The sequence below is a fragment of the Embleya sp. NPDC050493 genome (genome assembly GCF_044458105.1).
In the GTDB taxonomy this organism is placed as follows: domain Bacteria; phylum Actinomycetota; class Actinomycetes; order Streptomycetales; family Streptomycetaceae; genus Embleya.
Genome location: NZ_JBITHP010000032.1, coordinates 79684 through 100211, shown reverse-complemented (window position 1 = coordinate 100211; position 20528 = coordinate 79684). Strand labels below are relative to the sequence as shown.

Below are 20528 nucleotides of genomic sequence, written 5' to 3'. Positions count from 1 at the left end.
CGTTGCTCGACATGCCCGACACCATGGAGACCCTGCACGACACCTCGGTGTGGATCTGCGCCGCGGAGGGCGCGCCGATCCGCTCGGTACGCGACGCCCTCGATCTGATCGGCGAGGCGGGGTACCGGGGCGCGAGCTGGGTCGTACTGCCGACGGCGCGCCTGGACCCGGACTTCTTCCGGCTGCGCACCGGCGTGGCCGGCGAGGTGTTGCAGAAGTTCGCCAACTATCGGATGGGGGTGGCCATCCTGGGCGACGTCACCGAGCACACCACCGCGAGCGAGGCGCTGACCGACTTCGTCCGCGAGTGCAACCGGGGCAGGCAGGCGTGGTTCGTGCCCGACCTGGATGCCTTCACCGGCCGCCTCGCGGAGGAGGGCTCCAACCCGTGACCGCGGTCCGCCCCGGCCTCGACGAACTCGGCTCCCGGACACACGGCGTGCGCCGACTCGCGGCGCTCACCGGGGCGGGCATCTCCACCGGATCCGGCATCCCCGACTTCCGCGGCCCGCACGGCGTCTGGACCCGCGACCCCGCACGCGAGCAGGACACCCACCGCAAACGGCACACCACCGACCCGTCCGCACGAGCCCGCCTGTGGCGGGCCCTGGCCGGGCCGACGCTGCCCGCCGCCCGCCCCGGCGCCGCCCACCAGGGCGCTCGCCCGGGTGCGGGCACACGTCGTCACGCAGAATGTCGACGGGCTGCACCAGGCGGCGGGCAGTCCGGCCGATCGCGTGCACGAGCTGCACGGCACGCTCGCTCGGGCCCGCTGCATGCGGTGCCGGCGAACCGCGCCGATGGACGACGCACTGCGGACGGTCCGAGCGGGTGTCGCCGAACCGGCTTGTCCGGCGTGCGCCACCGGGGTGTTGCGGCCGGACGTGGTGCTGTTCGGCGAGCACCTCGACCGCGATGTATACGGGCGGGCCGCCAACGTGGTCCGGGCGGCGGAACTCTTGTTGGTGATCGGAACGTCGCTGCGAGTGGACCCGGTCGCCGCGCTGTGTGCCACGGCGGTGGACTGTGGCGCCGTGCTGGTGATCGTCAACGCCGAGCCCACGCCGTATGACGAGTTCGCGAACGTGGTGCTGCGTGGCGATGTGGAGGTGGTCGTGCCGCGCATCGTGGCGGCCCTGGTGGCCGGTGGGCTGCCGGTGGGGTGAACGGGCGTGCCGCCGGCGGGCGGCGGCGACGGTCGGGAACGGGCGGACGCCGGCCCGGGGATCGCGCCTTGCCGACGGCGGGGTGTCGGATGCCGGCTCGTCCGCCGAGCGGGCCGTGTCGAGGGCACCACGCCCACGAACGCGCCCCTCGTCGGGTGCGTGGGTCGGGGCGACTAGGTTGGACGGCATGCTTGTGGCGTTGATCGATTCCGGGACGGGACTGTTGCCGACGGCGGGGTGGCTGCGACGGTTGCGGCCCGACCTCGACCTGCTGCTGTGTATGGACCCCGACCACATGCCGTGGGGCGACCGTGGCGAGGCGGTGATCACCGGGCGGGTGCTGGCCGCCGCGGACCTGGCCGCCGAGCGCGGCGCCGAGGGCATCGTGGTGCCGTGCAACACCGCGACCGTGACCGCCCTGGACGCCCTGCGCGCACGCTGCGAGCCCGCCGTGCCGGTGGTGGGCACCGTGCCGGCGATCAAGCCCGCCGCCGGATCGGGCGCCCCGTTCGCGGTGTGGGCCACCGTCGCCACCACTGCCAGTGCGTACCAGGCCCGGCTGATCGAGGAGTTCGCCGCCGGGCGCACCGTGGAGCGGGTGGCCTGCCCAGGCCTGGCCGAGGCGATCGACCGAGCCGATGAGGCGGCCGTCGAGACCGCGATCGCCGATGCCGCGCGGCGTACCCCCGCACACTGCGCCGGCGTGGTCCTGGGCTGCACGCACTACCCGCTCGTCGCCGACCGGATCGCCGCCGCGCTGCCCGCCGGAGTGGGGCTGTACGACAGCGCCGAGGCGGTCGCCCGGCAGACGCTGCGCCGGCTGGGCCTGACCGAGGACCAGGACGCGCTGCCCGGCACGATCGAGGTCACCCTGAGCGGGCGTCCCGGCCTGTTGCCGCCGAACGCGCTGGCCTATCCGCTCGGCCGCGCGCTCGCCGCCGGTGGTCGGCCGGCGCCCGCCCGCACGCAGCCGGCCTGAGCCGACGCGGTGCCGTCGACCCGCGCTACACGTTCCAGGTCCGGGTGCACAGCACCAGTTGATAGCCGTCGGGGTCGACGACGGTGACGCCGTATTCGTCCCAGTACGGGTTGTGTGCGGTGGTCCGGGTGCCGCCGGCCGCGACCAGCCGGTCGACGAGTGCAGGGTCGATCGGGGTCCCGAGGTAGAGCACGAACAGGTCCTCGGCCGTGGGCGTGGGCGGCAGCGGGTTCTCCGGGTCGATGGTCAACTCGAAGTGCCAACTGCCGCCCGGGATGCCGACCATGACCAGGTCCCACTCGCCGGAGACGCGCTCGGTGGTGCGCCACAGGACTTCCAGCCCCAGGCCCTCGACGTAGAAGCGTTCGGCGGCGGCCAGGTCGCGCGAGGGGCGGGCGACGCGTACGTGCGTGTCGGTGCTGATCATGCGGGTGAGATTAGCGGGTGGCCGCCGGCCCCCCGACGGCGTGTGCCGACCCCGCCTCGGCCGGCCGCCGACCCTCCGCAGCCCGCTCGCCGACCACCCGCGGACCGTCGCGGATCCGCGACGGTCCGCAGGCATGAGGCGGGCCGAGCCGGGGCGTGCAACCGGTGCGTTACACCGACTTCCGGTAGCCGTGGAACGTGCGCATCGACAACCACACCGCGAACGCCGCCAACGCGACCAGGGCCGCGCCGCGTCCGGCGACCAGGGCCCAGTCGGGGTCGGCGCGCATGGCCGAACGGGTCGCCGTCAACGCCCAGTCGAGGGGATTGAAGCGCGCGATCGCCCGCATCCAATCCGGCATCCGGGAGGGCGGCATGAACGCCGACGACATGAACGTGAGCGGTAGCAGCAGGAAGGTGTTCAGCGCGATCACGGTCTCGCGTTCGCGGGCCACCATGCCCACCGCATTGGAGAAGGCGCCGAACACCGTGCCCAGTACCGAGGACACCCCGATCAGCACCAGAACCCCGGCGAACCCGCCCGGATAGTGCGCCCCGGCCAATCGGCCCAGGCCGATCATCACCAGCGACTGGAACGCGGTCGAGCAGCCCTGGGCCACCACGTTCGCGTTGACGAGCGCACTGCGCCGGAGCGGGGTGACCAGGAAGCGGTTGAGGGTGCCGCGCTCGATTTCCTCCAGGATGCCCATGCCGGCCCACATGTTGGCGGACACCGCGTTCATCACCACCACGCCCGGGACCAGGTAGTCGAGGTAGGACCCGGTGCCGAAGCCGGGCAGGTCGGCGATGTCGCGGAAGAGTTGGCCGAAGAGGAAGAGCCAGATCACCGGCTGGATCAGGGTGATCACCAGGTAGGCGGGCTGACGGACGAAGACCCGGAACTGACGGTCGGTCATGTACCAGGTGTGGGTGATCGTCTCGCGCAGAGCTCCGACACTCGGGACGTGCGTGGTGCCCGCGGTGGCGGGGACGCCGGCTGCGGTGGTCATCGCGTCTGTCCTTCGGCGGCGTCGGTACGGAGCTTCTCGGCTGCGGTGGTCCCGGCATCGGCGCCGTCGGGTGCGTCCGCCGCGTCCGCCGTACTCGCCGTACTCGTCGTGTCCGCCGCGTCGAAGCGACGGCCGGCGTGCCGCAGGTAGACGTCGTCGAGCGAGGGGCGGGCCACCGTGACCGCGCCGACCCGGGCGCCGGCGTGGTCGAGTGCCGCCAACACTTCGGGTACCGCGGCGGCACCGTTGTCCGCGCGGGCATGCACCGCGCGGACATCGACGGTGATCTCGCGGATGCTCGGCACCCGGGACAGCGCGTCGCGCACCGCGGGCCCGGCCGGGTCGAGCAGGTCCACGTGCACCGCGTCGCCGCGCAATCCGGACTTGAGCTGTTCGGGGGCGCCCTCGGCGACCACCCGGCCGTGGTCGACGATGGCCAGTCGCGCGGCGAGCCGGTCGGCCTCGTCGAGGTAGTGCGTGGTGAGCAGGATGCTCAGACCCTCGCCGGCCAGGCTGCCGATCTCGTCCCACATGTCGGCGCGGGCCTCGGGATCGAGGCCGGTGGTGGGCTCGTCCAGGAAGAGCACCTCGGGATGGTGGACCAGACCGAGCGCCACATCCAGCCGGCGCTGCATGCCGCCGGAGTAGGTGCGCACCGGGCGGCGCCCGGCCTGGGCCAGGCCGAAGCGGTCCAGCAGGTGGTCGGCGCGCCGGCCCGGCTCGCGACCGCGCAGGCCGAACAGGTGCCCGGTCAGGATCAGATTCTCCCGAGCGGTGGCGGCCGGGTCGGCGCCGGAGCGCTGGGCGACCACGCCGATGGCCCGGCGGACCCGGGCCGGGTCCCGGGCCACGTCGTGCCCGGCGACCCGGGCCGTACCGGAGTCGGCGGCGGCCAGCGTGGTGAGAATCTTGACGGTGGTGGACTTGCCCGCGCCGTTGGGCCCGAGCAGGCCGAATACGGTACCGGGCGCGACGCTCAGGCTCAGCCCGGCCAGCGCCCGGACGCCCTGAGGGCTGCCCTTGAGCGGATAGGTCTTGACGAGATCGTGCGCCTCGATCGCGGGCGCGCCGGTGCCGGCGAGGCCGGCGTGTCCGGGCGCGCGACCGTCGTGGACGGTTGCCGCCGTCCGTGCGGTGTGCTGCTCCATGGTGGAGTGGATCCCTCCGGTCGACATTCGGTACGGCGACGCCGCGTGGCTCGCCGACCTGCGACAAGAGGACCGGGGATACGATGAGTTCGGTGCACCTCGTATGTGCCGGTCCCTGTTGCCGCAGGGTTTCGGTGCGAGGTTCCCGGCCCTCGGGAGCGGTGTTCGAGCACCGCCCGGGGGCCTTTCTTCGGTCCGGGGTCGTGGATTTATCGGGTGGGGTCGTCGGTGCCGGCCCCCCGGTCGTGTTCGGTCGGTTCAGTGGATTCGGTGGGCTCGCCGACCTCGCCGACCTCGCCGAGTTCTGCGGGTAGGACTGCTTGGGCTGCGGTGTCCATGTCGGCCCAGCGGGCCGGGGTTTCGCCGGTCGCGCGGAAGTGGCGCCACTCGGTGACACCGGAGAGGCTGTCGTCCGCGATCTCGGCGAGCAGGCCGCGCACCCAGCGTGCCTCGGCCTCGGCCATGGCCAGTTCGTACTCGTTCTCGATCAGGAACACCCTGGGCAGAAGGCTCGTGAGCTCCGCGAGTTCGGCGCGCCCGCGTGCGACATGGGCGTCGATGGCTTCGACGCGACGCCCGAGCAGGTCGGTCACCTCGTCCGGATCCAGCACGCCCATCAGGGACAGGGCGGCCTCGAAGCGCGGGAACTCGTGCACCCGAACGGACAGCAGCTCGCTCAGCCACTCGCGCATCTCGGCGTCGCCGGCCTCGGTCAGCGCATAGGTGGTGCGCTCCGGCCGGCGGCCCTCACGGTCGACCCCGGTGGCGGCGATCAGACCGTGCTTCTCCAGGTTGCGGACCACGGTGTACAGCGAGCCGTAGTTGATCTTGATGCTGTTTTCCTTGCCCCGACTGCGCAACAGCTGGGCGATCTCGTACGGATGGCGCGGCTGCTCGGCGACCGTCACCAGCACGGCGAGTGCCAGCGGGTTGTCGATCCTGCGCCGGGCCACGGACCGCCTCCGGGAGAGTGCGAATACTCGTCACCGAATATACGACTGCGGGTAGCCGAAGTCCAGGACCGCGCGAAGGTCGGGGACGACGGATGGGGGCGCTCATTCGGGCGGGTCGCACGGATGGCATGCCATCGGGCGAGATGCCATCGGACGGGCCTCCGTCGAGCGGGCGCGAATTCGCGGGGACCAATATTCGGCGAGGCGGAATTTCGGGTGGCGTGCGTCGGGGTTGGCGTTCGGTGAACGCCCGAGATCATGGGGGAAGCATGTCGAGCGAGATGGTGGTGTCGGGGAGCGTCACGGCGGGATTCGAGGAGGTTCGGGCCGAATTCGCCGCCACCCCGGCCGAATTGCCGGACGAGCCGGGAGCCCGGCTCGCGGTGTACCGGGACGGTCGCCGCGTGGTCGACCTGTGGGCGGGGGAGGGGGTCAGGGGGGACACGCCGACCCCGGTCTACTCGACCACCAAGGGCGCCGCGCACGTGGTGGTGGCGCTGCTCGTGCAGGACGGTGTGCTGGACCTCGACCGCGTCGTCGCGCACTACTGGCCGGAGTTCGCCGCATACGGCAGGGACGGACTCACGCTGCGCGAACTGCCGGCCCACCGTTCCGGGACGGTCGGGGTGGACGGCGGGTTCACCCTCGCGGAACTGGCCGACGACCGGCTGCTCGCCGAGCGCCTTTCGCCCCATCTCCCGGCTTCCGCGCCGCGCACCGTCCCCCGCCGTCTTCGCGCCGCGTCCTCTCCGCGCCGTCCCGCCCCGCGACGCGCGGTGGGTCAGGTGAAGTCGGGGCGGTGGTCCCGGGCCCAGGTTTCGAAGGAGCGGGCCGGGGTGCCGGTCAGGTCCCGGATCGTGGTGGTGATCAGCGGTGGTTCGGCGGGTGCGTCGGCCCCGGCGAGGAGCGCGTCGACGAGGGCCGGCGGGCGGCCGTCGGCGAGCATCCGGGCTCGCGCGGCGGCCACCGGGACCGGCTCGAAGCGCAGCGTCCGGCCGATTGCCGCGCCGATCAGCCGGACCTGGTCGGCCCGGCCGACCACCTCCGGACCGGTCAGGACGTACGTGGCCCCGGCGTGGCCGTCCTCGGTGAGTACGCGGACCGCCGATGCGGCGACGTCGCGTTCGTGCACGACCGGCTTGGCGGCCAGGTCCGGGCCGCGGACGACGCCGGAGTCGCGGATCTGGCCGGCCCACCCCAGGGCGTTGCTCGCGATGGTCTCCGCCCGGAGGAAGGTCCACGCGGCGGTCGACTTCGCGATCACGCCTTCCATCCCGGCGTGCAGCCCGCTGATCGGGTCGGCCTGGCGGTCGACGTCGTCGCGCACGCGTGAGGAGGAGAGGTAGACGACGCGATCGGTGTGTGCGGTGACCGCGTCCAGCACGCCGGGCGCGCCCTCGGTGGTGAGAAAGGGCCAGACCAGGAACACCGCCTCGACCCCGGTCAGAGCCGCCGCGAGGGTGTCCGGCTCGGCCAGGTCGCCGGCCGCCACCTCGACCTCGGGGGGCAACCCCGCCGCCTCCGGACGACGCGCCAGGGCCCGCACGGGGACTCCCGCGGCCCGTAGTTGTCCGACCACCTGTCGGCCGACGTTTCCGGTTGCCCCGGTCACCAGAATCATGTGCGAGTCCCTCGTGATTCGAAGGCGGTCGGTCCCGCCTCGTCGAGATGATCCTTCAACCTCGACGCCACTTGAGGTCAAGGCCTTTCGGCCGGTCCCGGGTCCGAGGTCGGATCCGGGTCCGGCCGCCCGATGGTCCGGACCCCGAGGAATGGGCGGCGGTCTACTCGATGACCTTGGCCAGGAATGCGGACAGGTTGGTTCGGGTGCGTTCGATCTGTTCGGCCAGGGTCAGGGACTCCTCGAAGCGCCCGCCGGGCGCCGGGGTCTTGAGGCCGCGGGTGTACAGGGAGCAGGCGAGGTCGGTGCAGATGTACACGCCGAACGAATTGCCGTCCCGGCCCGCCCGCCCGGTCTTGCGCGCGGTCATCAGCGAGACGCCCCGGCCCGGGTGCGTGGTCAGGCACAACGAGCACATGCTGCGGTGCAGGTAGCCTCGCTGCTGGGCGGGAAAGCGCAGGGCGAGGCCGACGATCCCGCCCCGGTATTCGGTGACCAGATAGGTGCGGTCGGGTGCCCCCGGATCTCCCCAACCCAGGAAATCCAGGTCGGCCCACGGGCGTTCGGCCAGGTCACGGGGTACCGGAAGGCGCTGTGCGGCACCTTTGGAACAGTTGACGAACGACGTACGGATTACCTGCTCGGTGAGTGGGTTCATGCGGCGGAAACTAACAGTGCCTAGGTATCCTAGGCAAATACCTAGAGGCTCTAGGAAACGCGGACGGCGCGGTGACCGGCGCCGCGACGGAAGGGTGGCGTGTGGCTCGGGCGGGACTGACGGCGGAACGGGTGACGCGTGCGGCGGCGGATCTGGCGGACGAGGTGGGGTTCGAGAAGATCACCCTGACCGCGCTGGCGCGCGGCTTCGGGGTCAAGGACGCGAGCCTGTACTCGCACGTGAAGAATCTCCAGGAACTGCGGCTCGGGATCGCGATGCTGGCCGCCGACGAACTGGCCGACCGGATCGGCGCGGCGGTCGCGGGCCGGGCGGGCAGGGATGCGCTGATCGCCTTCGCCCGGGCGTACCGGGAGTTCGCCTTGGAGCGTCCCGGCCGCTACGCGGCGACCCAGGCGCGGATCGACCCGGCACTGCTGGCCACCTCGGAGGGCTACCGGCGCAATGTCGACAGCACCTACGCGATGTTGCGCGCCTACGGTCTGGAGGAGCCGGACCTGACCGACGCGGGACGGCTGTTGCGCAGTGTCTTCCACGGTTTCGCGGTGCTCGAGGGCAACGGCGGGTTCGGCCACGTACGCAAGCCGAGCGAGTCCTTCGACCGGGCGGTGGAGGCACTGCACGTGGCGCTGGAGAACTGGCCGAGCTGAGTCGGTCGGCCGAGTCGGTCGGCCGGTCGAGCCGTTCGGGCGGAACCGGTCGACCGAGCCGGTCCGGGCGAATCCGGCCCGGGCCCGACGGGGGCGAGGTGATCCGCCGCGATCGGGCCCGCTTCGGCGTGCCGTCGCCGGATGCGATGGAATCGGCGCGATCGGTTCGATCATGGTGCGCGGAGCGGGCGTCGCACGGGCGATCCCGGGCGCGAAGGAGGCACGCGGTGACGAAGTACGTGGCGCTGTTGCGCGGCATCAACGTGGGTGGGCATCGCCGGGTGCCGATGGCGGATCTGCGGCGTGTCCTGACCGAGCTGGGATACACCGAGGTCAAGACGCTGTTGCAGAGCGGGAACGCGGTTTTCGAGGCGGCCGAACAGCCGACCGCCGACCTGGTGGCGGCGATCGAGGCCGGGCTGGCCGGCGAGTTCGGATTCGCGGTCGACGTGATGGTGCGCAGCGGCGCGGAAATGCGCGCGGTGGTCGCGGCGAATCCGCTGGAGGTATCCGACCCGGCCAAGTGCGCGGTGGCGTTCCTGAGCCCGGCCGCCGATCCGACGGAGCTCGGCCGGGTCGATCCGGCCGGCTACGCGCCGGACGAACTGCGGTTGGGCGACCGCGAGTTGTACATGTACTTCCCGGACGGTCTGGGCAAGGCCCGGCTGTCGCCGATCCTGGCCCGCAAGCTCGGCAACACGGCCACCGTCCGCAACTGGAACACGGTGACCAAGCTGCTCGCGATGGTCGAGTGAGATCGGGGCGACGATCCGATGGCGGCGGCCCCGGCTGCGCCTGATCGGCCTCGGGTGATCGACCGGCGTTTCGGACCCGCCGCGTCTTCGGGCGGTGGCTGCGATCGCCGCCGAAACCATTGCACAATTTCCTGTGCACAGATTATTGTGCATACGTGGCCGTGTCACCGGAACGCCGAGATGTCAGCGAACTCGAAGCGCTGAAGGCTTTGGCGCACCCCCGACGCCAACGGATCCTGCGGGAACTGGAGGCGAGTGGGCCCGCGACGTCCGCGTCGCTGGCCCGGGCGCTGGCACTGAACACCGGCGCGACCAGCTACCACCTCCGGGAGCTGGCCCGACACGGGTTCGTCGAGGACTTCGTGGATCCGCACGCGCACGGGCGCGAGCGGTGGTGGCGCGCCGTGCAGCGGGACCTGCGGTTCCCGCCGCGCAGCGAGCAGAGCGAGGAGATTCGGCCGGTCGTCGACGAGCTGAACCGCCTGGCATTCGCGGCCGACCTGGAGGAATACCGCAGGGCGCAGACCACGACCGAGGTCGAAGGGGGGATGGACATGCCGTACTCGCGCGGGACCATCCACGTCACCCCGGCCGAACTGGGCGAGTTCTTCGAGGAGTACATCGCGCTTCTCAACCGGTACAAGCGGGCCGGACCGCTGCCGGCCGGGGCCCGCGCGGTACGGACCCGCTTCCTCACGTTCCCGGCCACGAACGGTGGAGGCGACGATGGCGGGGACGGCGATGGGCACGACGGTGGGCGGGCCGACGGGGCACCGGAGAGCGCCGACCCCGGAACCGGCCGGCTCTGAGCGGTTGGGCCGGCATTCGATTTCCGGCACCCGACGCGTGCGGGCGCCGGCGGCGGTGCGCACCTGCATGCGGGACCCGGCCCTCGTCCTGGCCCGCTCTTCGAGACCCGAATGACCCAATTTTCGAGATCCGAGTCGTCGAGACCCGGCCGTCCGAGACCTCGGCATAGCACCGAACCCCGAACCCCGAACCCCGAACCCCGAACCCGAGCACCGAGCCGTCGATGCGCCGCGCGCCGGCGCACGTGTCGGCGACTCCGGAATCCGTCCGGCTCGGCATCGATCCCCATCCGAAGAGACAAGGGCGGCACCGCACCATGAGTACGCACGACCAGATACCCGACGCCGTGTCGCTGACCGGCGTCGGACGCATCCACGGCAAGGGCACCGCCGCGGTCACCGCACTGCACGACGTCACCGTCGGCATCCGGCGTGGCAGCTTCACCGCGGTCATGGGGCCCTCGGGCTCCGGGAAGAGCACGTTCCTCCAGTGCGCCGCCGGCCTGGACCGGCCGACCAGCGGCAGCGTGCGGCTCGGCGACACCGACCTGTCCGGGCTGTCCGAGACCGGCCTGACCGAACTGCGGCGCGAGCGGATCGGCTTCGTCTTCCAGGCGTTCAACCTGATGCCCTCGCTGACCGTGCTGGAGAACATCACGCTGCCGCTGCGCCTGGCCGGCCGGAAGGCGGACCGGGCCTGGTTGGCGGAGATCGTCCGGCGGGTGGGCCTGACCGGGCGTACCGAACACCGGCCGGCCGAGTTGTCCGGCGGCCAGCAGCAGCGGGTCGCGATCGCCCGCGCGCTGGTCACCCGGCCCGAGGTGGTCTTCGCCGACGAACCCACCGGCGCGCTGGACACGGTCACCGCCAAGGAGGTGCTGGCGCTGCTGCGCGACACCGTGGACGCGATGGGCCAGACCGTGGTGATGGTCACCCACGACCCGGTCGCCGCGTCCTACGCGGACGAGGTGCTCTTCCTCGCCGACGGACGGATCACCGACACCCTGGCCGGGGCCGGCGCGGACCGGATCGCGGACCGGATGACGCACCTGGGCGCGTGGGCCTGATGCTCTTCCTCGCCCTGCGTACCCTGCGCGCCCGCAAGGGCGGCTTTGCCGGCGCGTTCGTCGCGCTGGTGTGCGCGGCCGCCCTGGTCACCGCGTGCGGCGCGCTGCTGGAGACCGGCCTGCGCGGCGACATCCGGATCGAGCGCTACGCCGGTACCGACACCGTGGTCACCGCCGACCAGAACCTGCACTGGACCAAGCACAAGAAGGGCAAGACCAAGACCAAGTCGAAGCCGCTGACCGAGCGGGCATGGCTGGACACGACCGCCGTGGACACACTGCGCGCGGTACCGGGCATCGAGGCCGTGGTCCCGGAACTGACCTTCCCGGCCCACGTGCTCACCGCCTCCGGCCGGGCCCTGGACACCGACGACAACGCGTGGGGGCACGCCTGGGAGTCGGCCCGACTGACCCCGTTCACGCTGCGTGCGGGCCGGGCACCGACGGCACCCGGCGAGGTCGTGCTGGACGCGGATCTGGCCCGCCGGGCCGCGGTCCCGGTCGGCGGCACGGTCACCGTGCAGGCCGGCCAGGCCCCGGGCGCCTACCGCGTGGTGGGCATCGCGGCGCCGCCCGGCCGGGACGCCCTGGCCCGGCAGGCCAGTGTGTTCTTCGCCGACGCGGACGCCCGGCGGCTGGCCGGACACCCCGGACAGGTCGCCTCGGTGGGCCTGTTCACCGCACCCGGCGCGAACCCGAGTACGGTGCGCGCGGCGGCTCGGGAGGCCCTGGCGGGCACCGGCGCGCAGGTGCGTACCGGTACCGATCGCGGGCCGGCCGAGTTCCCCGCCGCGGCCAAGGCCCGGGTGACCCTGGTCAGCCTGGGCGGCGCGCTCGGCGGCACCTCGTTGCTGGTGGCGATCCTGGTCGTGGTGGGCACCTTCGCGCTGTCCGTGCAGCAGCGCCGACGCGAGATCGCGCTGTTGCGGGCGATCGGCGCGACGCCTCGGCAGATCCGCCGGATGGTGGGCCGCGAGGCACTGGTGGTGGGTCTGATCGCCGGCGCACTCGGCGCGTTCGCCGGGCTGGGGCTGGCCCGTTGGCTGCACGGGCGGTTCGTCGCGTTCGGCGCGATTCCGGACACTCTGGCGCTGAAACTGAGTGCGATCCCGCCGATCGGCGCGGTACTGCTGACCCTGCTCGCGGCTTGGACCGCGGCGCGCGTGTCGGTGCGCCGAGCCGCGCGGATCCGGCCGACCGAGGCGCTCGCGGACGCCGCGATCGAACGACCGCGGCTCGGCGTCGTGCGCACGATCGGCGGCGTGGTCGCGGCGCTGGGCTACGGCGTGCTCCTGCTGGTGCTGCGGACCCTGGACACCGAACCCAAGTCCACACCGGTCACCTTCCTGACGGTGATCGTCGCCGCCGTCGCGATCGCGCTGCTCGGTCCGCTGCTCGCGCGCGCGGGTATTGCCGTGTTGGGCCTGGTGGTCGGGCGCCTGTCGCCGATCAGCGGGTTCCTCGCGGCGCGCAACGCACGGGCGGCCGCCGAACGGGTGGCCGCGGTGGTGACTCCGCTGAGCCTGGCGGTGGCGATGGCGTCGACCATTCTGTTCACCCAGACCACCGCGAGTCACGCCGCGGGGGAGCAGGCCAAGGCGGGCACGTTGGCCTCGTACACGCTGGTCGCGGGCCCCGGGGTGCCGGGCAGGGCGGCGGAGGCAGTGCGGGCGGTGCCGGGAGTCGAGGTGGCGACCGAGGTCCTGCACACGCTGGTACGGGCCGGCCAGGACAAGTTCCCGGCCCAGGGCGTCACTCCGCAGGGCGTGCAGCGCACGCTCGACCCGAAGACCCGGTCCGGCGCGTTCGCGGCGCTCGCCGACGGCACGGTCGCGGTGAGCGAATCGGCGGCCAGGACCAAGGGGGTCGGGGTCGGCGACGATCTGCGGATCACCATGGGTGACGGGGTCCAGGTCACCCTGAAGGTGATCGCGGTGTACGAACGCGGCCTGGGCTTCGGCGACCTGACGCTGCCTCATGCGCTGGTGGCGGCGCACGTGGATCGGCCGGCGGCGGAGGCGGTGCTGATTTCCGGTACGTACGCGGCCACGGCCGGGTCGGCGCTGTCGCGGGAGGCGTTGCAGCGGGCGCTGGGCGAATTCCCCGGGATCCGGGTGCTGGATCGGGGCGAGGTCGAGCAGGCGCGTCGGGACCAGGCCGGCACCCAGGCCCAGGTCAACTACGTCGCGATGGGGCTGATCATCGCGTTCACCGGCATCGCGGTGGTGAACACGCTGGTGATGGCGACGTCGGCGCGGCGGCGGGAGTTCGCGCTCCTGCAACTGGTGGGTACCACGCGTCGGCAGGTGATGCGGATGCTTCGCTGGGAGACCGGGGCCGTGGTGGTGTTGGCAGCCGTGCTGGGGTCGGTGGTCGCGTATGCGACGTTGACCGCGTACAGCGTCGGGATGACCGGGAGTGCTTCTCCGTATGCGCCGCCGTTGACGTATGCGGCGGTGCTGGTGGCGGCGACGGGGTTGGCGTTCGTGGCGACGGTCGTCCCTGGTCGCGTGGCGTTGCGGGGGAATCCCGCTGACGCTATGGGGTTGCGGGACTGATTGGCCTCATGCGCCGGCCGGGCTGATTGGACCTGGCCTTCGGCCGAGGTCGCCTCAAGCGCCGGCGGGGCTGTTTCGCCTCATGCGCCGGCGGGGCTGATTGGCCTCAAGCGCCGGCCGGGCTGATTGGACCTGGCCTTCGGCCGAGGTCGCCTCAAGCGCCGGCGGGGCTGTTTCGCCTCAAGCGCCGGCGGGGCTGATTGGCCTCATGCGCCGGCGGGGCCGATGTGTGTCGGCGGAGTTGTTGTTTGCCTTGTGCGCCGGCCGGGGGAACCGGCCGGCGCCTTGGGGTTTGGGGGTCAGGGGGCGGGGCGGGTGAACGTGGTCAGCACCTCTTCGGTGGAGGTGAGGAGGGCGGTGTCGTGGGCGCCGGTGGCGATCGTGTCGTGGAAGAGGTGGACGTGGGCGTCTTGGATGCCGACGAAGTTGGAGATGCCGATGCGGAGGCGCCGGTCGAGTAGGTCGTCCCAGCCGCCCTTGGTGAAGTGTTCGTGCGAGTAGCCGGACAGGCCGAGCCACAACATGCGCTTGCCGGCCAGGCGCGGGCGGCTGCGGCCGTAGGCGAAGCCGTAGTTCCAGACCCGGTCGATCCAGCCCTGGAGCAGGGCGGGCAGGCCGAACCACCACACGGGGAAGACCACGACGATCGTGTCGGCCGCCTCGATCCGGGCCATGTGTGCGCGTACCTCCGCGCTGTAGACCTTGTCCCGGTCGGCCCAGTCGGGTTCGTCCTCGATGGTCATCCGCGGGTCGAACCCGTCGGCGTGCAGGTCGAGTACGTCCACGGTGTGGCCGTCGGCCCGCAGCCGGGCCCGGGCTCGGGCGGCGACCCGTGCGGTCAGCGAGTCGGGCCGCGGGTGGGCGAGGACGACGAGGGCGTGCGGCGCTTCGGTGGTCATGGCGTAGCCTTCCCCGGTGGTGGTGTCGGTGACGGCGGGAGCGGGCGGGGCGGGTCAGTCGGCCAGGCGGACGAGCATCTTGCCGGTGTTGACGCCGTCGAGCACGCCGAGGAGGGCGGCGGGAGCCTGCTCGATGCCCTCGAACACGGTCTCCTCCGTGCGCAGCGAACCGTCGCCGAGCCAGCCGATCGCGCGCTCGGTGAACTCCGGGAACAGTGCGAAGTGGTCGGTGACCAACAGGCCGCGCAGGTTCAACCGCCGGACGTAGGCCTGGAAGATGTTGCTCGGGCCGGGCACCGGCTCGGTCGCGTTGTAGCCGCTGATCGCGCCGATCAGCGCGAACCGGGCGCCGACCCTGGCGTTCGCGATGGCCGCTTCGAGGTGGTCGCCGCCGACGTGGTCGAGGTAGACGTCGATGCCCTCGGGAGCGGCCTGGGCGAGCTGGTTGCCGATCGCGCCGGCCCGGTAGTCCAGCGCTACGTCGTAGCCGAACTCGTCGCGCAGCCGGGCGGCCTTGGCCGGGCCGCCCGCCGAGCCGATCACCCGGGCGGCGCCCAGCTTGCGGGCGATCTGGCCGGCCACACTGCCGACCGCGCCCGCCGCACCGGAGACGAACACGGTGTCGCCCTGGCGGACCGGGGCCACCTCGGTCAGCGCCGCGTAGGCGGTCAGACCGGTGGTGCCCAGGACACCGAGGTACGCCTGGGCGGGTACCGCGGAGGTGTCCAGCACGACGGCGGTCGCCGCATCCACGACCGCGTACTCGCGCCAGCCGGCGAAGTGCGACACGGTCGCGCCGACCGGGATCGCGTCGGAGCGGGAGGCGATCACCTCGCCGACCGCGCTGCCGTCCAGGACCGCGCCGAGTTCGAACGGGGGGATGTACGACTCGACATCGTCCATCCGGCCGCGCATGTACGGGTCGACCGACATCCACGTGTTGCGGACCAGGATCCGGCCCTCGGTCAGGGCCGGGATCGCGGCGGTGACCAGCTCGAAGTCGGCGGCCGTGGGAGCGCCCACGGGGCGGGCGGCCAGGCGGATCTCGCGGCCGGTGGTGACGAGGGCGTCGGCGGCGGTAGCGGTAGCGGTGGTGGCGTTGGTGCTGGTGCTGGTGCTGTTGTTGGTGGACATGGTGTGGGCTCCCGGTTCGGTGGTTCGTGTCGTTCGGTGTGTCTCGCTCGGGCGTCCCGAACTCGATGACACGAGAGTGGCGCCGGCCGCGCACGGAATCCTGCGGGTCCGCGCACGGACGCCGGCGGGTGACCGTCAGAGCCCGGTTGACCTGCGCTAACGTGGCGCCATGCGCTTCGGGGTGATGGGTCCGCTGGCGGTGTGGACCGCGGACGGACGGCCGGTTCGGGTCCCGGAGTCGAAGGTGCGTGCGCTGCTCGCGGACCTGCTCGTGCACCGTGGCCACCCGGTCTCCGCGGACCTGTTGGTGGAGGACCTGTGGGGCGCGGACCCGCCCGGCAATCCGACGAACACGCTGCAGACCAAGGTCTCCCAGTTGCGCCGGGCGCTGGAGGCGGCCGAGCCCAAAGGTCGCGAACTGGTCGCCTACCGCCCGCCCGGCTACGAGCTGCGCGTGGATCCGGACGCCGTGGATGCGGACCGGTTCGCCGAGTTGACTGCGCGGGCGCGGGCCGCTGCCGACGTGCATACCCGGGCGGGGTTGCTCGCGGATGCGCTCGCGTTGTGGCGTGGACCGGCGTTCGCCGACTTTCGGGACGAGGAGTTCGCCCGCACGGCGATCACCCGGCTGGACGAGCAACGGCTGACCGCCATCGAGGACTACGCCGAGGCGCGCCTGGAACTGGGCCAACACACGCTGCTCGCCGACGAGTTGGCGGAACAGGTCGCGCTGCATCCGGTCCGGGAGCGGCTGCGTGCGGCGCACTTGCGCGCGCTGTACCGCTCCGGACGGCAGGAGGAGGCGTTGGCCGGGTACGCCGAACTGCGCGAACGGTTGGCGGAGGAAATGGGCCTGGATCCGGGGCCGGAGTTGGCCGCGCTGCATCGGGCGATCCTGGCGCAGGATCCGAGCCTGGCCGCGCCTGCGGCGCCGGCCGAAGCGGCGACCGGGGTGGCGGCGGGGGTTGCTGCGCGGGCGCGGACCAATCTGCCCGCGGCGCTGACCGAACTGGTCGGCCGCGAGGATGCCGTGGCCGAGGTCGACGGGCTGCTCCGGGGCGCCCGGCTGGTGACGCTGACCGGCCCCGGCGGCGTGGGCAAGACGCGGCTCGCGCTGGAGAGTGCGGCCCGGGCGGTCGACGACGCAGCCTTCCCGGACGGGGTGTGGTTGGTCGAACTGGCCGGTCGGCGCGACCCGAGCGGTGACGACCTGGCGGACACGATCGCCTCGGCGCTGGGCATCCGGGACGAGGTGACGGCCGGTGCGGGGCATCGCGCAGCCGAGTCGCGGACCCGGCTGGCGGACGCACTGCGCGGACGTGGGCTGCTGCTGCTCCTGGACAACTGCGAGCACGTGATCGAACCGGTCGCGGAACTGGCCGACCTGCTGCTGCGGGCCGCGCCGGAGTTGCGGATCCTGGCCACGAGTCGGGAGCCGCTCACGGTGGGCGGCGAAATGTTGTGCGTGGTGCGGCCGTTGGTGGTGCCGGCCGTCGGGGCGGAGCCGGCGGCACTGGCCGAGTCCACGGCGGTAGGGCTGTTCGTGGCCCGGGCGGCCGCCGCGGCACCCGGGTTCGTACTGGACGCCCATACGGCGGACGCGATCGCGGCGATCTGCCGTCGCCTGGACGGGATTCCGCTGGCTCTGGAACTGGCCGCCACCAGGGTGCGCGGGCTCGGGGTGCACGGCCTCGCGGCGCGCCTGGACGACCGGTTCCGGGTGCTCGGTGTGGGTCGGCGCGGGGTGCCGGCCCGGCAGCAGACGCTGCGCGCGATGATCGACTGGAGTTGGGAACTGCTCGGCACGGCGGAGCGGATCGTGCTGCGCCGGTTGGCGATCCACGCGGACGGATGTGGCCCTGAGGCGGCGGAGGCGGTCTGCTCGGGGACCGAGGTGGCCCGGGCCGACGTGCTCGATCTGCTCGGGCGGTTGGTCGATCGTTCGCTGGTGGTGGTGGTCGAGGGGCCGTACGGGCCGAGGTATCGGCTGTTGGAGTCGGTGGCCGCGTACTGCGTGGAACACCTGCACGCGGCGGGTGAGTTCGATGTGGTGCAGGGTCGACACGACGGCTTCGTAGCCGAGTTCGTCGAGTACGCCGGATCGCGTCTGTACGGCCCCGATCAGCGTGAGTGGTTGATCCGGCTGGACGCGGAGAACGGGAACCTGCGCAGCGCACTGGACGGCGCGGTGCGGCGTGCGGACGCGGGGCTCGCGGTGCGGCTGGCGGGTGGGGCGGCGTGGTATCGGTTCTTGCGGGGGCGCTATCGCGAGGCGTGGCGGGCGTTGGACGCGGCATTGGCGGTGGCGGTGGAGGGTCGGGCGGGTCCCGCGGATGCGGATGCGGTGGACTCGGCTCGGGCGGCGGCGGGAGCCTGGCGGGCCGGGTTCGCGATGTTGATCGGGGACGGCAGCGATCCGGTGCGGCAGAGCCGGGACGCGTTGCGGGCGTACGAGGGGACCGTGCCGGGGAGGGCCCGGGCCGAATGGTTCCTGGGCCTGGCACACCTGCACGTGGGCGACGCGGTCGCGGGCGGCGAGCTGATCGAACGGGCCCTCGCCGGCTTCCGGGCGGAGAACGACACGTGGGGCGTCGCGGCGGCGCTGACCGGTCGGGCGAAGGCGGCGATGTTCCGCGGTGACCTGGCGGCGGCCGGTGAGGCGGCGGTGGATGCGGCGGCACGGTTCGCGGCGCTGGGCGATCGGTGGGGGCTCGTGCAGGCGTCGGACCAACTCTCGTATGTGGCGGAGGTGTCCGGCGAGTACGACCGCGCCGCCGCGCTGCATTGCGAAGGGCTGCGCGGGGCCGAGGAGTTGGGCCTGTGGACGGATGTGTCGTACCGGTGGTCCGGGCTCGGCCGAATCGCGCTGTTGCGAGGCGAATTCGGACGGGCCGAGGAGTTCCACGAGCGTGCGCGGCGGCTCGCGGTCGAGCAGTCGGACCGGTTCGCCGAGGAGTTCGCCGAGGTGGGGCTCGGGCTGGGCGCGCGGCGGGCGGGAGACCTCGCGGCGGCCGAGCGGCATTTGCGCAATGCGCTGGAGTGGAATCGTCGGCTGCACGAGGACTACGGCGTGCCGTTCTACGGAGTGACGCTGCTGCTGGCCGAGTTGGGCTTCGTGGCCGAACTGCGGGGGGATGCGGTCGGCGCGCGGGAATTGCACGCGGAGGGCTTGGCGGCGGCGCGGGCATCCGGTGATCCGCGGGCCGTCGCACTGGCGCTGGAGGGCCTGGCCGGGGTCGAGGCGATCTCGGGCCGGCCGGCCGAGGCGGCGACCCTGCTGGGCCGCGCGGACGCACTCCGGGCCTCGATCGGCGCGCCGTTGCCGGTCGCCGAACGCGGCGACGTGACGCGGATCGAGGCGGCGGCCCGCGGGGCGCTCGGCGCTTCGGCGTACGCGGCCGCCTTCGGCATCGGGGCCGGCCCCTCGGGCGACTCGGACGCATTCGGCGACGCGTGATACCTGGCGGCAGGCGGCAGGCGGCAGCGGGGACGGTCGGCGCCCCGTCGCCGATGGGGCCCGGTGTCTTCCTCGACGGCCTCGAGCGCCGGCCGGGCTGGTGGCTTCGGCGGGTGTCGGGTGTGGGCTTGGTTGGGTTGGCCCCAGGCGCCGGCCGAGCTGGTGGTTTCGGATGACGTTGGGACTCTGATCGGTTGGGTGGACCTCCAACGCCGGCCGGGCTGATGGTTCGACCGATCCCGGGAGTTCGTCTCGTTGGTCTCGAGCAGCGGCCGGCTCGGGTGGGTGGCTTTCCGGGTGGTCGGCTGGGCTGCGGGGAGTTGGCCTCGCGTGTGGTCGGGATGGTGGCTTGGTTGGCCGGCGGTCGGGTGGTTGGGCCGGGGTGGGGGTGTTGGGTTGGGTGTGCCGGGGGCTGGAGCGGGGTGAGGGGTACGGTCGGGGGTCATGGAGATTTGGATCAATCCCGCGTGTTCGAAGTGTCGGTCGGCGTTGTCTTTGTTGGATGCGGAAGGTGCCGAGTACACCGTGCGGCGCTATCTGGAGGAGCCGCCGACCGTGGCCGAGCTCGAAGCCGTACTGGCCCGGCTGGGTCTGGAGCCGTGGGACATCGCACGTACCGGTGAGTCGATCGCCGGCGACTTGGGTCTGAAGACGTGGCCTCGGGAGGCGGCCGAACGGGGTCGCTGGATCGCTGCGTTGGCGGAGCATCCGATCCTGATCCAACGGCCGATCATCACCGCCGACGACGGCAGCGCCGTAGTCGCCCGCACCCCGGAGGCGGTCCGCTCCGTCCTCGACTGAGCACCCGGACCGGAGCCGGCGCCCAAGCCGTGGCAGGTGGCCGAGCCGGGGTCGGAGCCCGACCCGAGTCGGAGTTCGCCCTGTCTCGCGCCGGAGGCCGTGCCCGTCCCGGATCCGGTGGCTGAGCCGGACCCGAGTCCGGCCCGGACCCGTGCCCGAAGCCCAACTTGGTGCCCGCCCCGACCCCGAAGGCCGAGCCCGAGTCGAAGCCCGTCCCGGGGGTTGGTGGCCGGGCCCGACCCGCCCGGCCCGGGGCCGGACCCGGGCCCGCTCGGACCCCGAGCCCGATCCGGCTCGCACCCGAAGCCCGACCCGGCTCGCACCCGGTGCCCGACCCGACTCGGATATCGGGGAACGAGTTCCCGCCCGACCTGAGCCGGGATCGAGGGAAAGCCCGAGCCGGAGCCCCCGGTCGGGGG

The 20528-nt window shown here is 72.7% G+C and carries 18 protein-coding genes and 2 pseudogenes; 12 read left to right on the top strand and 8 right to left on the bottom strand.

Annotated elements, in window-relative coordinates:
* Positions 1–11 precede the first annotated feature (11 nt).
* The 4 genes and pseudogenes from ACIBM5_RS39845 to ACIBM5_RS39830 all read left to right on the top strand — a co-directional run bounded on the left by ACIBM5_RS39845 (position 12) and on the right by ACIBM5_RS39830 (position 2145).
* Positions 12–392 (top strand): DUF4180 domain-containing protein, encoded by a 381-nt coding sequence (locus ACIBM5_RS39845; RefSeq protein ID WP_396011580.1) that lies wholly within the window; start codon positions 12–14, stop codon positions 390–392.
* A pseudogene (locus ACIBM5_RS39840) lies at positions 308–640 on the top strand (Sir2 family NAD-dependent protein deacetylase); the annotation flags it as partial. The gene ACIBM5_RS39845 and the pseudogene ACIBM5_RS39840, both read left to right, overlap by 85 nt.
* Before the next feature lie 28 nt (positions 641–668).
* Positions 669–1166 carry an SIR2 family NAD-dependent protein deacylase gene (locus ACIBM5_RS39835; RefSeq protein ID WP_396011579.1) on the top strand — a complete coding sequence of 166 codons (498 nt, stop codon included), beginning with the start codon at positions 669–671 and terminating at the stop codon, positions 1164–1166.
* Between the two features lie 187 nt (positions 1167–1353).
* Positions 1354–2145 (top strand): glutamate racemase, encoded by a 792-nt coding sequence (locus tag ACIBM5_RS39830; RefSeq protein ID WP_396011578.1) that lies wholly within the window; start codon positions 1354–1356, stop codon positions 2143–2145.
* A 25-nt stretch (positions 2146–2170) separates the two neighbouring features.
* Here the strand turns inward: ACIBM5_RS39830 and ACIBM5_RS39825 are convergent, their stop codons facing one another.
* The 4 genes from ACIBM5_RS39825 to ACIBM5_RS39810 form a co-directional block, all read right to left on the bottom strand.
* A complete protein-coding gene (locus tag ACIBM5_RS39825; protein ID WP_396011577.1) occupies positions 2171–2572 on the bottom strand; it encodes a VOC family protein in 402 nt (133 codons plus the stop codon).
* 169 nt (positions 2573–2741) lie between these two features.
* The gene (locus ACIBM5_RS39820) at positions 2742–3488 is read right to left on the bottom strand and encodes an ABC transporter permease (protein WP_396011593.1); all 747 of its coding nucleotides are present in this window, start codon (positions 3486–3488) and stop codon (positions 2742–2744) included.
* Positions 3489–3577: 89 nt separating this feature from the next.
* On the bottom strand, positions 3578–4729 hold the full coding sequence (locus tag ACIBM5_RS39815; RefSeq protein WP_396011576.1) for an ATP-binding cassette domain-containing protein: 1152 nt from the start codon (positions 4727–4729) through the stop codon (positions 3578–3580).
* A gap of 209 nt (positions 4730–4938) precedes the next feature.
* Positions 4939–5682, bottom strand: a complete 744-nt coding sequence (locus tag ACIBM5_RS39810; protein WP_396011575.1) for a PadR family transcriptional regulator — start codon at positions 5680–5682, stop codon at positions 4939–4941.
* Positions 5683–5774: 92 nt separating this feature from the next.
* Here ACIBM5_RS39810 and ACIBM5_RS39805 point away from each other — a divergent pair.
* Positions 5775–6341: pseudogene (locus ACIBM5_RS39805) on the top strand (serine hydrolase domain-containing protein); the annotation flags it as partial.
* Positions 6342–6463: 122 nt separating this feature from the next.
* On the opposite strand, the gene ACIBM5_RS39800 reads toward ACIBM5_RS39805, so the two are convergent.
* Together ACIBM5_RS39800 and ACIBM5_RS39795 are read right to left on the bottom strand one after the other, a co-directional pair.
* A complete protein-coding gene (locus ACIBM5_RS39800) occupies positions 6464–7303 on the bottom strand; it encodes an NAD(P)H-binding protein (RefSeq protein WP_396011574.1) in 840 nt (279 codons plus the stop codon).
* A gap of 163 nt (positions 7304–7466) precedes the next feature.
* On the bottom strand, positions 7467–7961 hold the full coding sequence (locus ACIBM5_RS39795) for an FBP domain-containing protein (protein ID WP_396011573.1): 495 nt from the start codon (positions 7959–7961) through the stop codon (positions 7467–7469).
* Between the two features lie 101 nt (positions 7962–8062).
* Here ACIBM5_RS39795 and ACIBM5_RS39790 point away from each other — a divergent pair, with 101 nt between their 5' ends.
* The 5 genes from ACIBM5_RS39790 to ACIBM5_RS39770 all read left to right on the top strand — a co-directional run bounded on the left by ACIBM5_RS39790 (position 8063) and on the right by ACIBM5_RS39770 (position 13818).
* Positions 8063–8629, top strand: coding sequence for a TetR/AcrR family transcriptional regulator (locus ACIBM5_RS39790; protein ID WP_396011572.1), 567 nt, complete (start codon positions 8063–8065; stop codon positions 8627–8629).
* A gap of 227 nt (positions 8630–8856) precedes the next feature.
* On the top strand, positions 8857–9384 hold the full coding sequence (locus ACIBM5_RS39785; protein ID WP_391582243.1) for a DUF1697 domain-containing protein: 528 nt from the start codon (positions 8857–8859) through the stop codon (positions 9382–9384).
* Between the two features lie 155 nt (positions 9385–9539).
* Complete coding sequence (locus tag ACIBM5_RS39780; protein ID WP_396011571.1) at positions 9540–10193, top strand: ArsR/SmtB family transcription factor; 654 nt, start codon at positions 9540–9542, stop codon at positions 10191–10193.
* Between the two features lie 317 nt (positions 10194–10510).
* Entirely contained in the window at positions 10511–11260 is a 750-nt protein-coding gene (locus ACIBM5_RS39775) for an ABC transporter ATP-binding protein (RefSeq protein ID WP_396011570.1), read from the top strand.
* Positions 11260–13818, top strand: coding sequence for an ABC transporter permease (locus ACIBM5_RS39770; protein ID WP_396011592.1), 2559 nt, complete (start codon positions 11260–11262; stop codon positions 13816–13818). The genes ACIBM5_RS39775 and ACIBM5_RS39770 overlap by 1 nt, the downstream gene beginning before the upstream one ends.
* Positions 13819–14117: 299 nt before the next feature.
* On the opposite strand, the gene ACIBM5_RS39765 is transcribed toward ACIBM5_RS39770, so the two are convergent.
* Together ACIBM5_RS39765 and ACIBM5_RS39760 are read right to left on the bottom strand one after the other, a co-directional pair.
* Positions 14118–14717: an NAD(P)H oxidoreductase gene (locus ACIBM5_RS39765; protein ID WP_396011569.1), complete on the bottom strand. Its 600-nt coding sequence runs from the start codon at positions 14715–14717 to the stop codon at positions 14118–14120.
* Between the two features lie 54 nt (positions 14718–14771).
* Positions 14772–15851 (bottom strand): NADP-dependent oxidoreductase, encoded by a 1080-nt coding sequence (locus ACIBM5_RS39760; RefSeq protein ID WP_396011568.1) that lies wholly within the window; start codon positions 15849–15851, stop codon positions 14772–14774.
* Between the two features lie 169 nt (positions 15852–16020).
* Here ACIBM5_RS39760 and ACIBM5_RS39755 point away from each other — a divergent pair, with 169 nt between their 5' ends.
* Positions 16021–19308 (top strand): BTAD domain-containing putative transcriptional regulator, encoded by a 3288-nt coding sequence (locus ACIBM5_RS39755; protein ID WP_396011567.1) that lies wholly within the window; start codon positions 16021–16023, stop codon positions 19306–19308.
* 444 nt (positions 19309–19752) lie between these two features.
* Entirely contained in the window at positions 19753–20109 is a 357-nt protein-coding gene (locus ACIBM5_RS39750; RefSeq protein ID WP_396011566.1) for an arsenate reductase family protein, read from the top strand.
* The last annotated feature ends 419 nt before the right edge of the window (positions 20110–20528 follow it).

Excerpts from the sequence above, each read along its gene's own strand:
- ACIBM5_RS39825 (WP_396011577.1), bottom strand. The coding sequence starts at position 2,572 with ATGATCAGCACCGACACGCACGTACGCGTCGCCCGCCCCTCGCGCGAC.
- ACIBM5_RS39845 (WP_396011580.1), top strand. The coding sequence starts at position 12 with ATGCCCGACACCATGGAGACCCTGCACGACACCTCGGTGTGGATCTGC.
- ACIBM5_RS39755 (WP_396011567.1), top strand. The coding sequence starts at position 16,021 with ATGCGCTTCGGGGTGATGGGTCCGCTGGCGGTGTGGACCGCGGACGGA.
- ACIBM5_RS39830 (WP_396011578.1), top strand. The coding sequence starts at position 1,354 with ATGCTTGTGGCGTTGATCGATTCCGGGACGGGACTGTTGCCGACGGCG.
- ACIBM5_RS39815 (WP_396011576.1), bottom strand. The coding sequence starts at position 4,729 with ATGGAGCAGCACACCGCACGGACGGCGGCAACCGTCCACGACGGTCGC.
- ACIBM5_RS39765 (WP_396011569.1), bottom strand. The coding sequence starts at position 14,717 with ATGACCACCGAAGCGCCGCACGCCCTCGTCGTCCTCGCCCACCCGCGG.
- ACIBM5_RS39770 (WP_396011592.1), top strand. The coding sequence starts at position 11,260 with ATGCTCTTCCTCGCCCTGCGTACCCTGCGCGCCCGCAAGGGCGGCTTT.
- ACIBM5_RS39775 (WP_396011570.1), top strand. The coding sequence starts at position 10,511 with ATGAGTACGCACGACCAGATACCCGACGCCGTGTCGCTGACCGGCGTC.
- ACIBM5_RS39760 (WP_396011568.1), bottom strand. The coding sequence starts at position 15,851 with ATGTCCACCAACAACAGCACCAGCACCAGCACCAACGCCACCACCGCT.
- ACIBM5_RS39750 (WP_396011566.1), top strand. The coding sequence starts at position 19,753 with ATGGAGATTTGGATCAATCCCGCGTGTTCGAAGTGTCGGTCGGCGTTG.
- ACIBM5_RS39800 (WP_396011574.1), bottom strand. The coding sequence starts at position 7,303 with ATGATTCTGGTGACCGGGGCAACCGGAAACGTCGGCCGACAGGTGGTC.
- ACIBM5_RS39795 (WP_396011573.1), bottom strand. The coding sequence starts at position 7,961 with ATGAACCCACTCACCGAGCAGGTAATCCGTACGTCGTTCGTCAACTGT.
- ACIBM5_RS39820 (WP_396011593.1), bottom strand. The coding sequence starts at position 3,488 with ATGACCGACCGTCAGTTCCGGGTCTTCGTCCGTCAGCCCGCCTACCTG.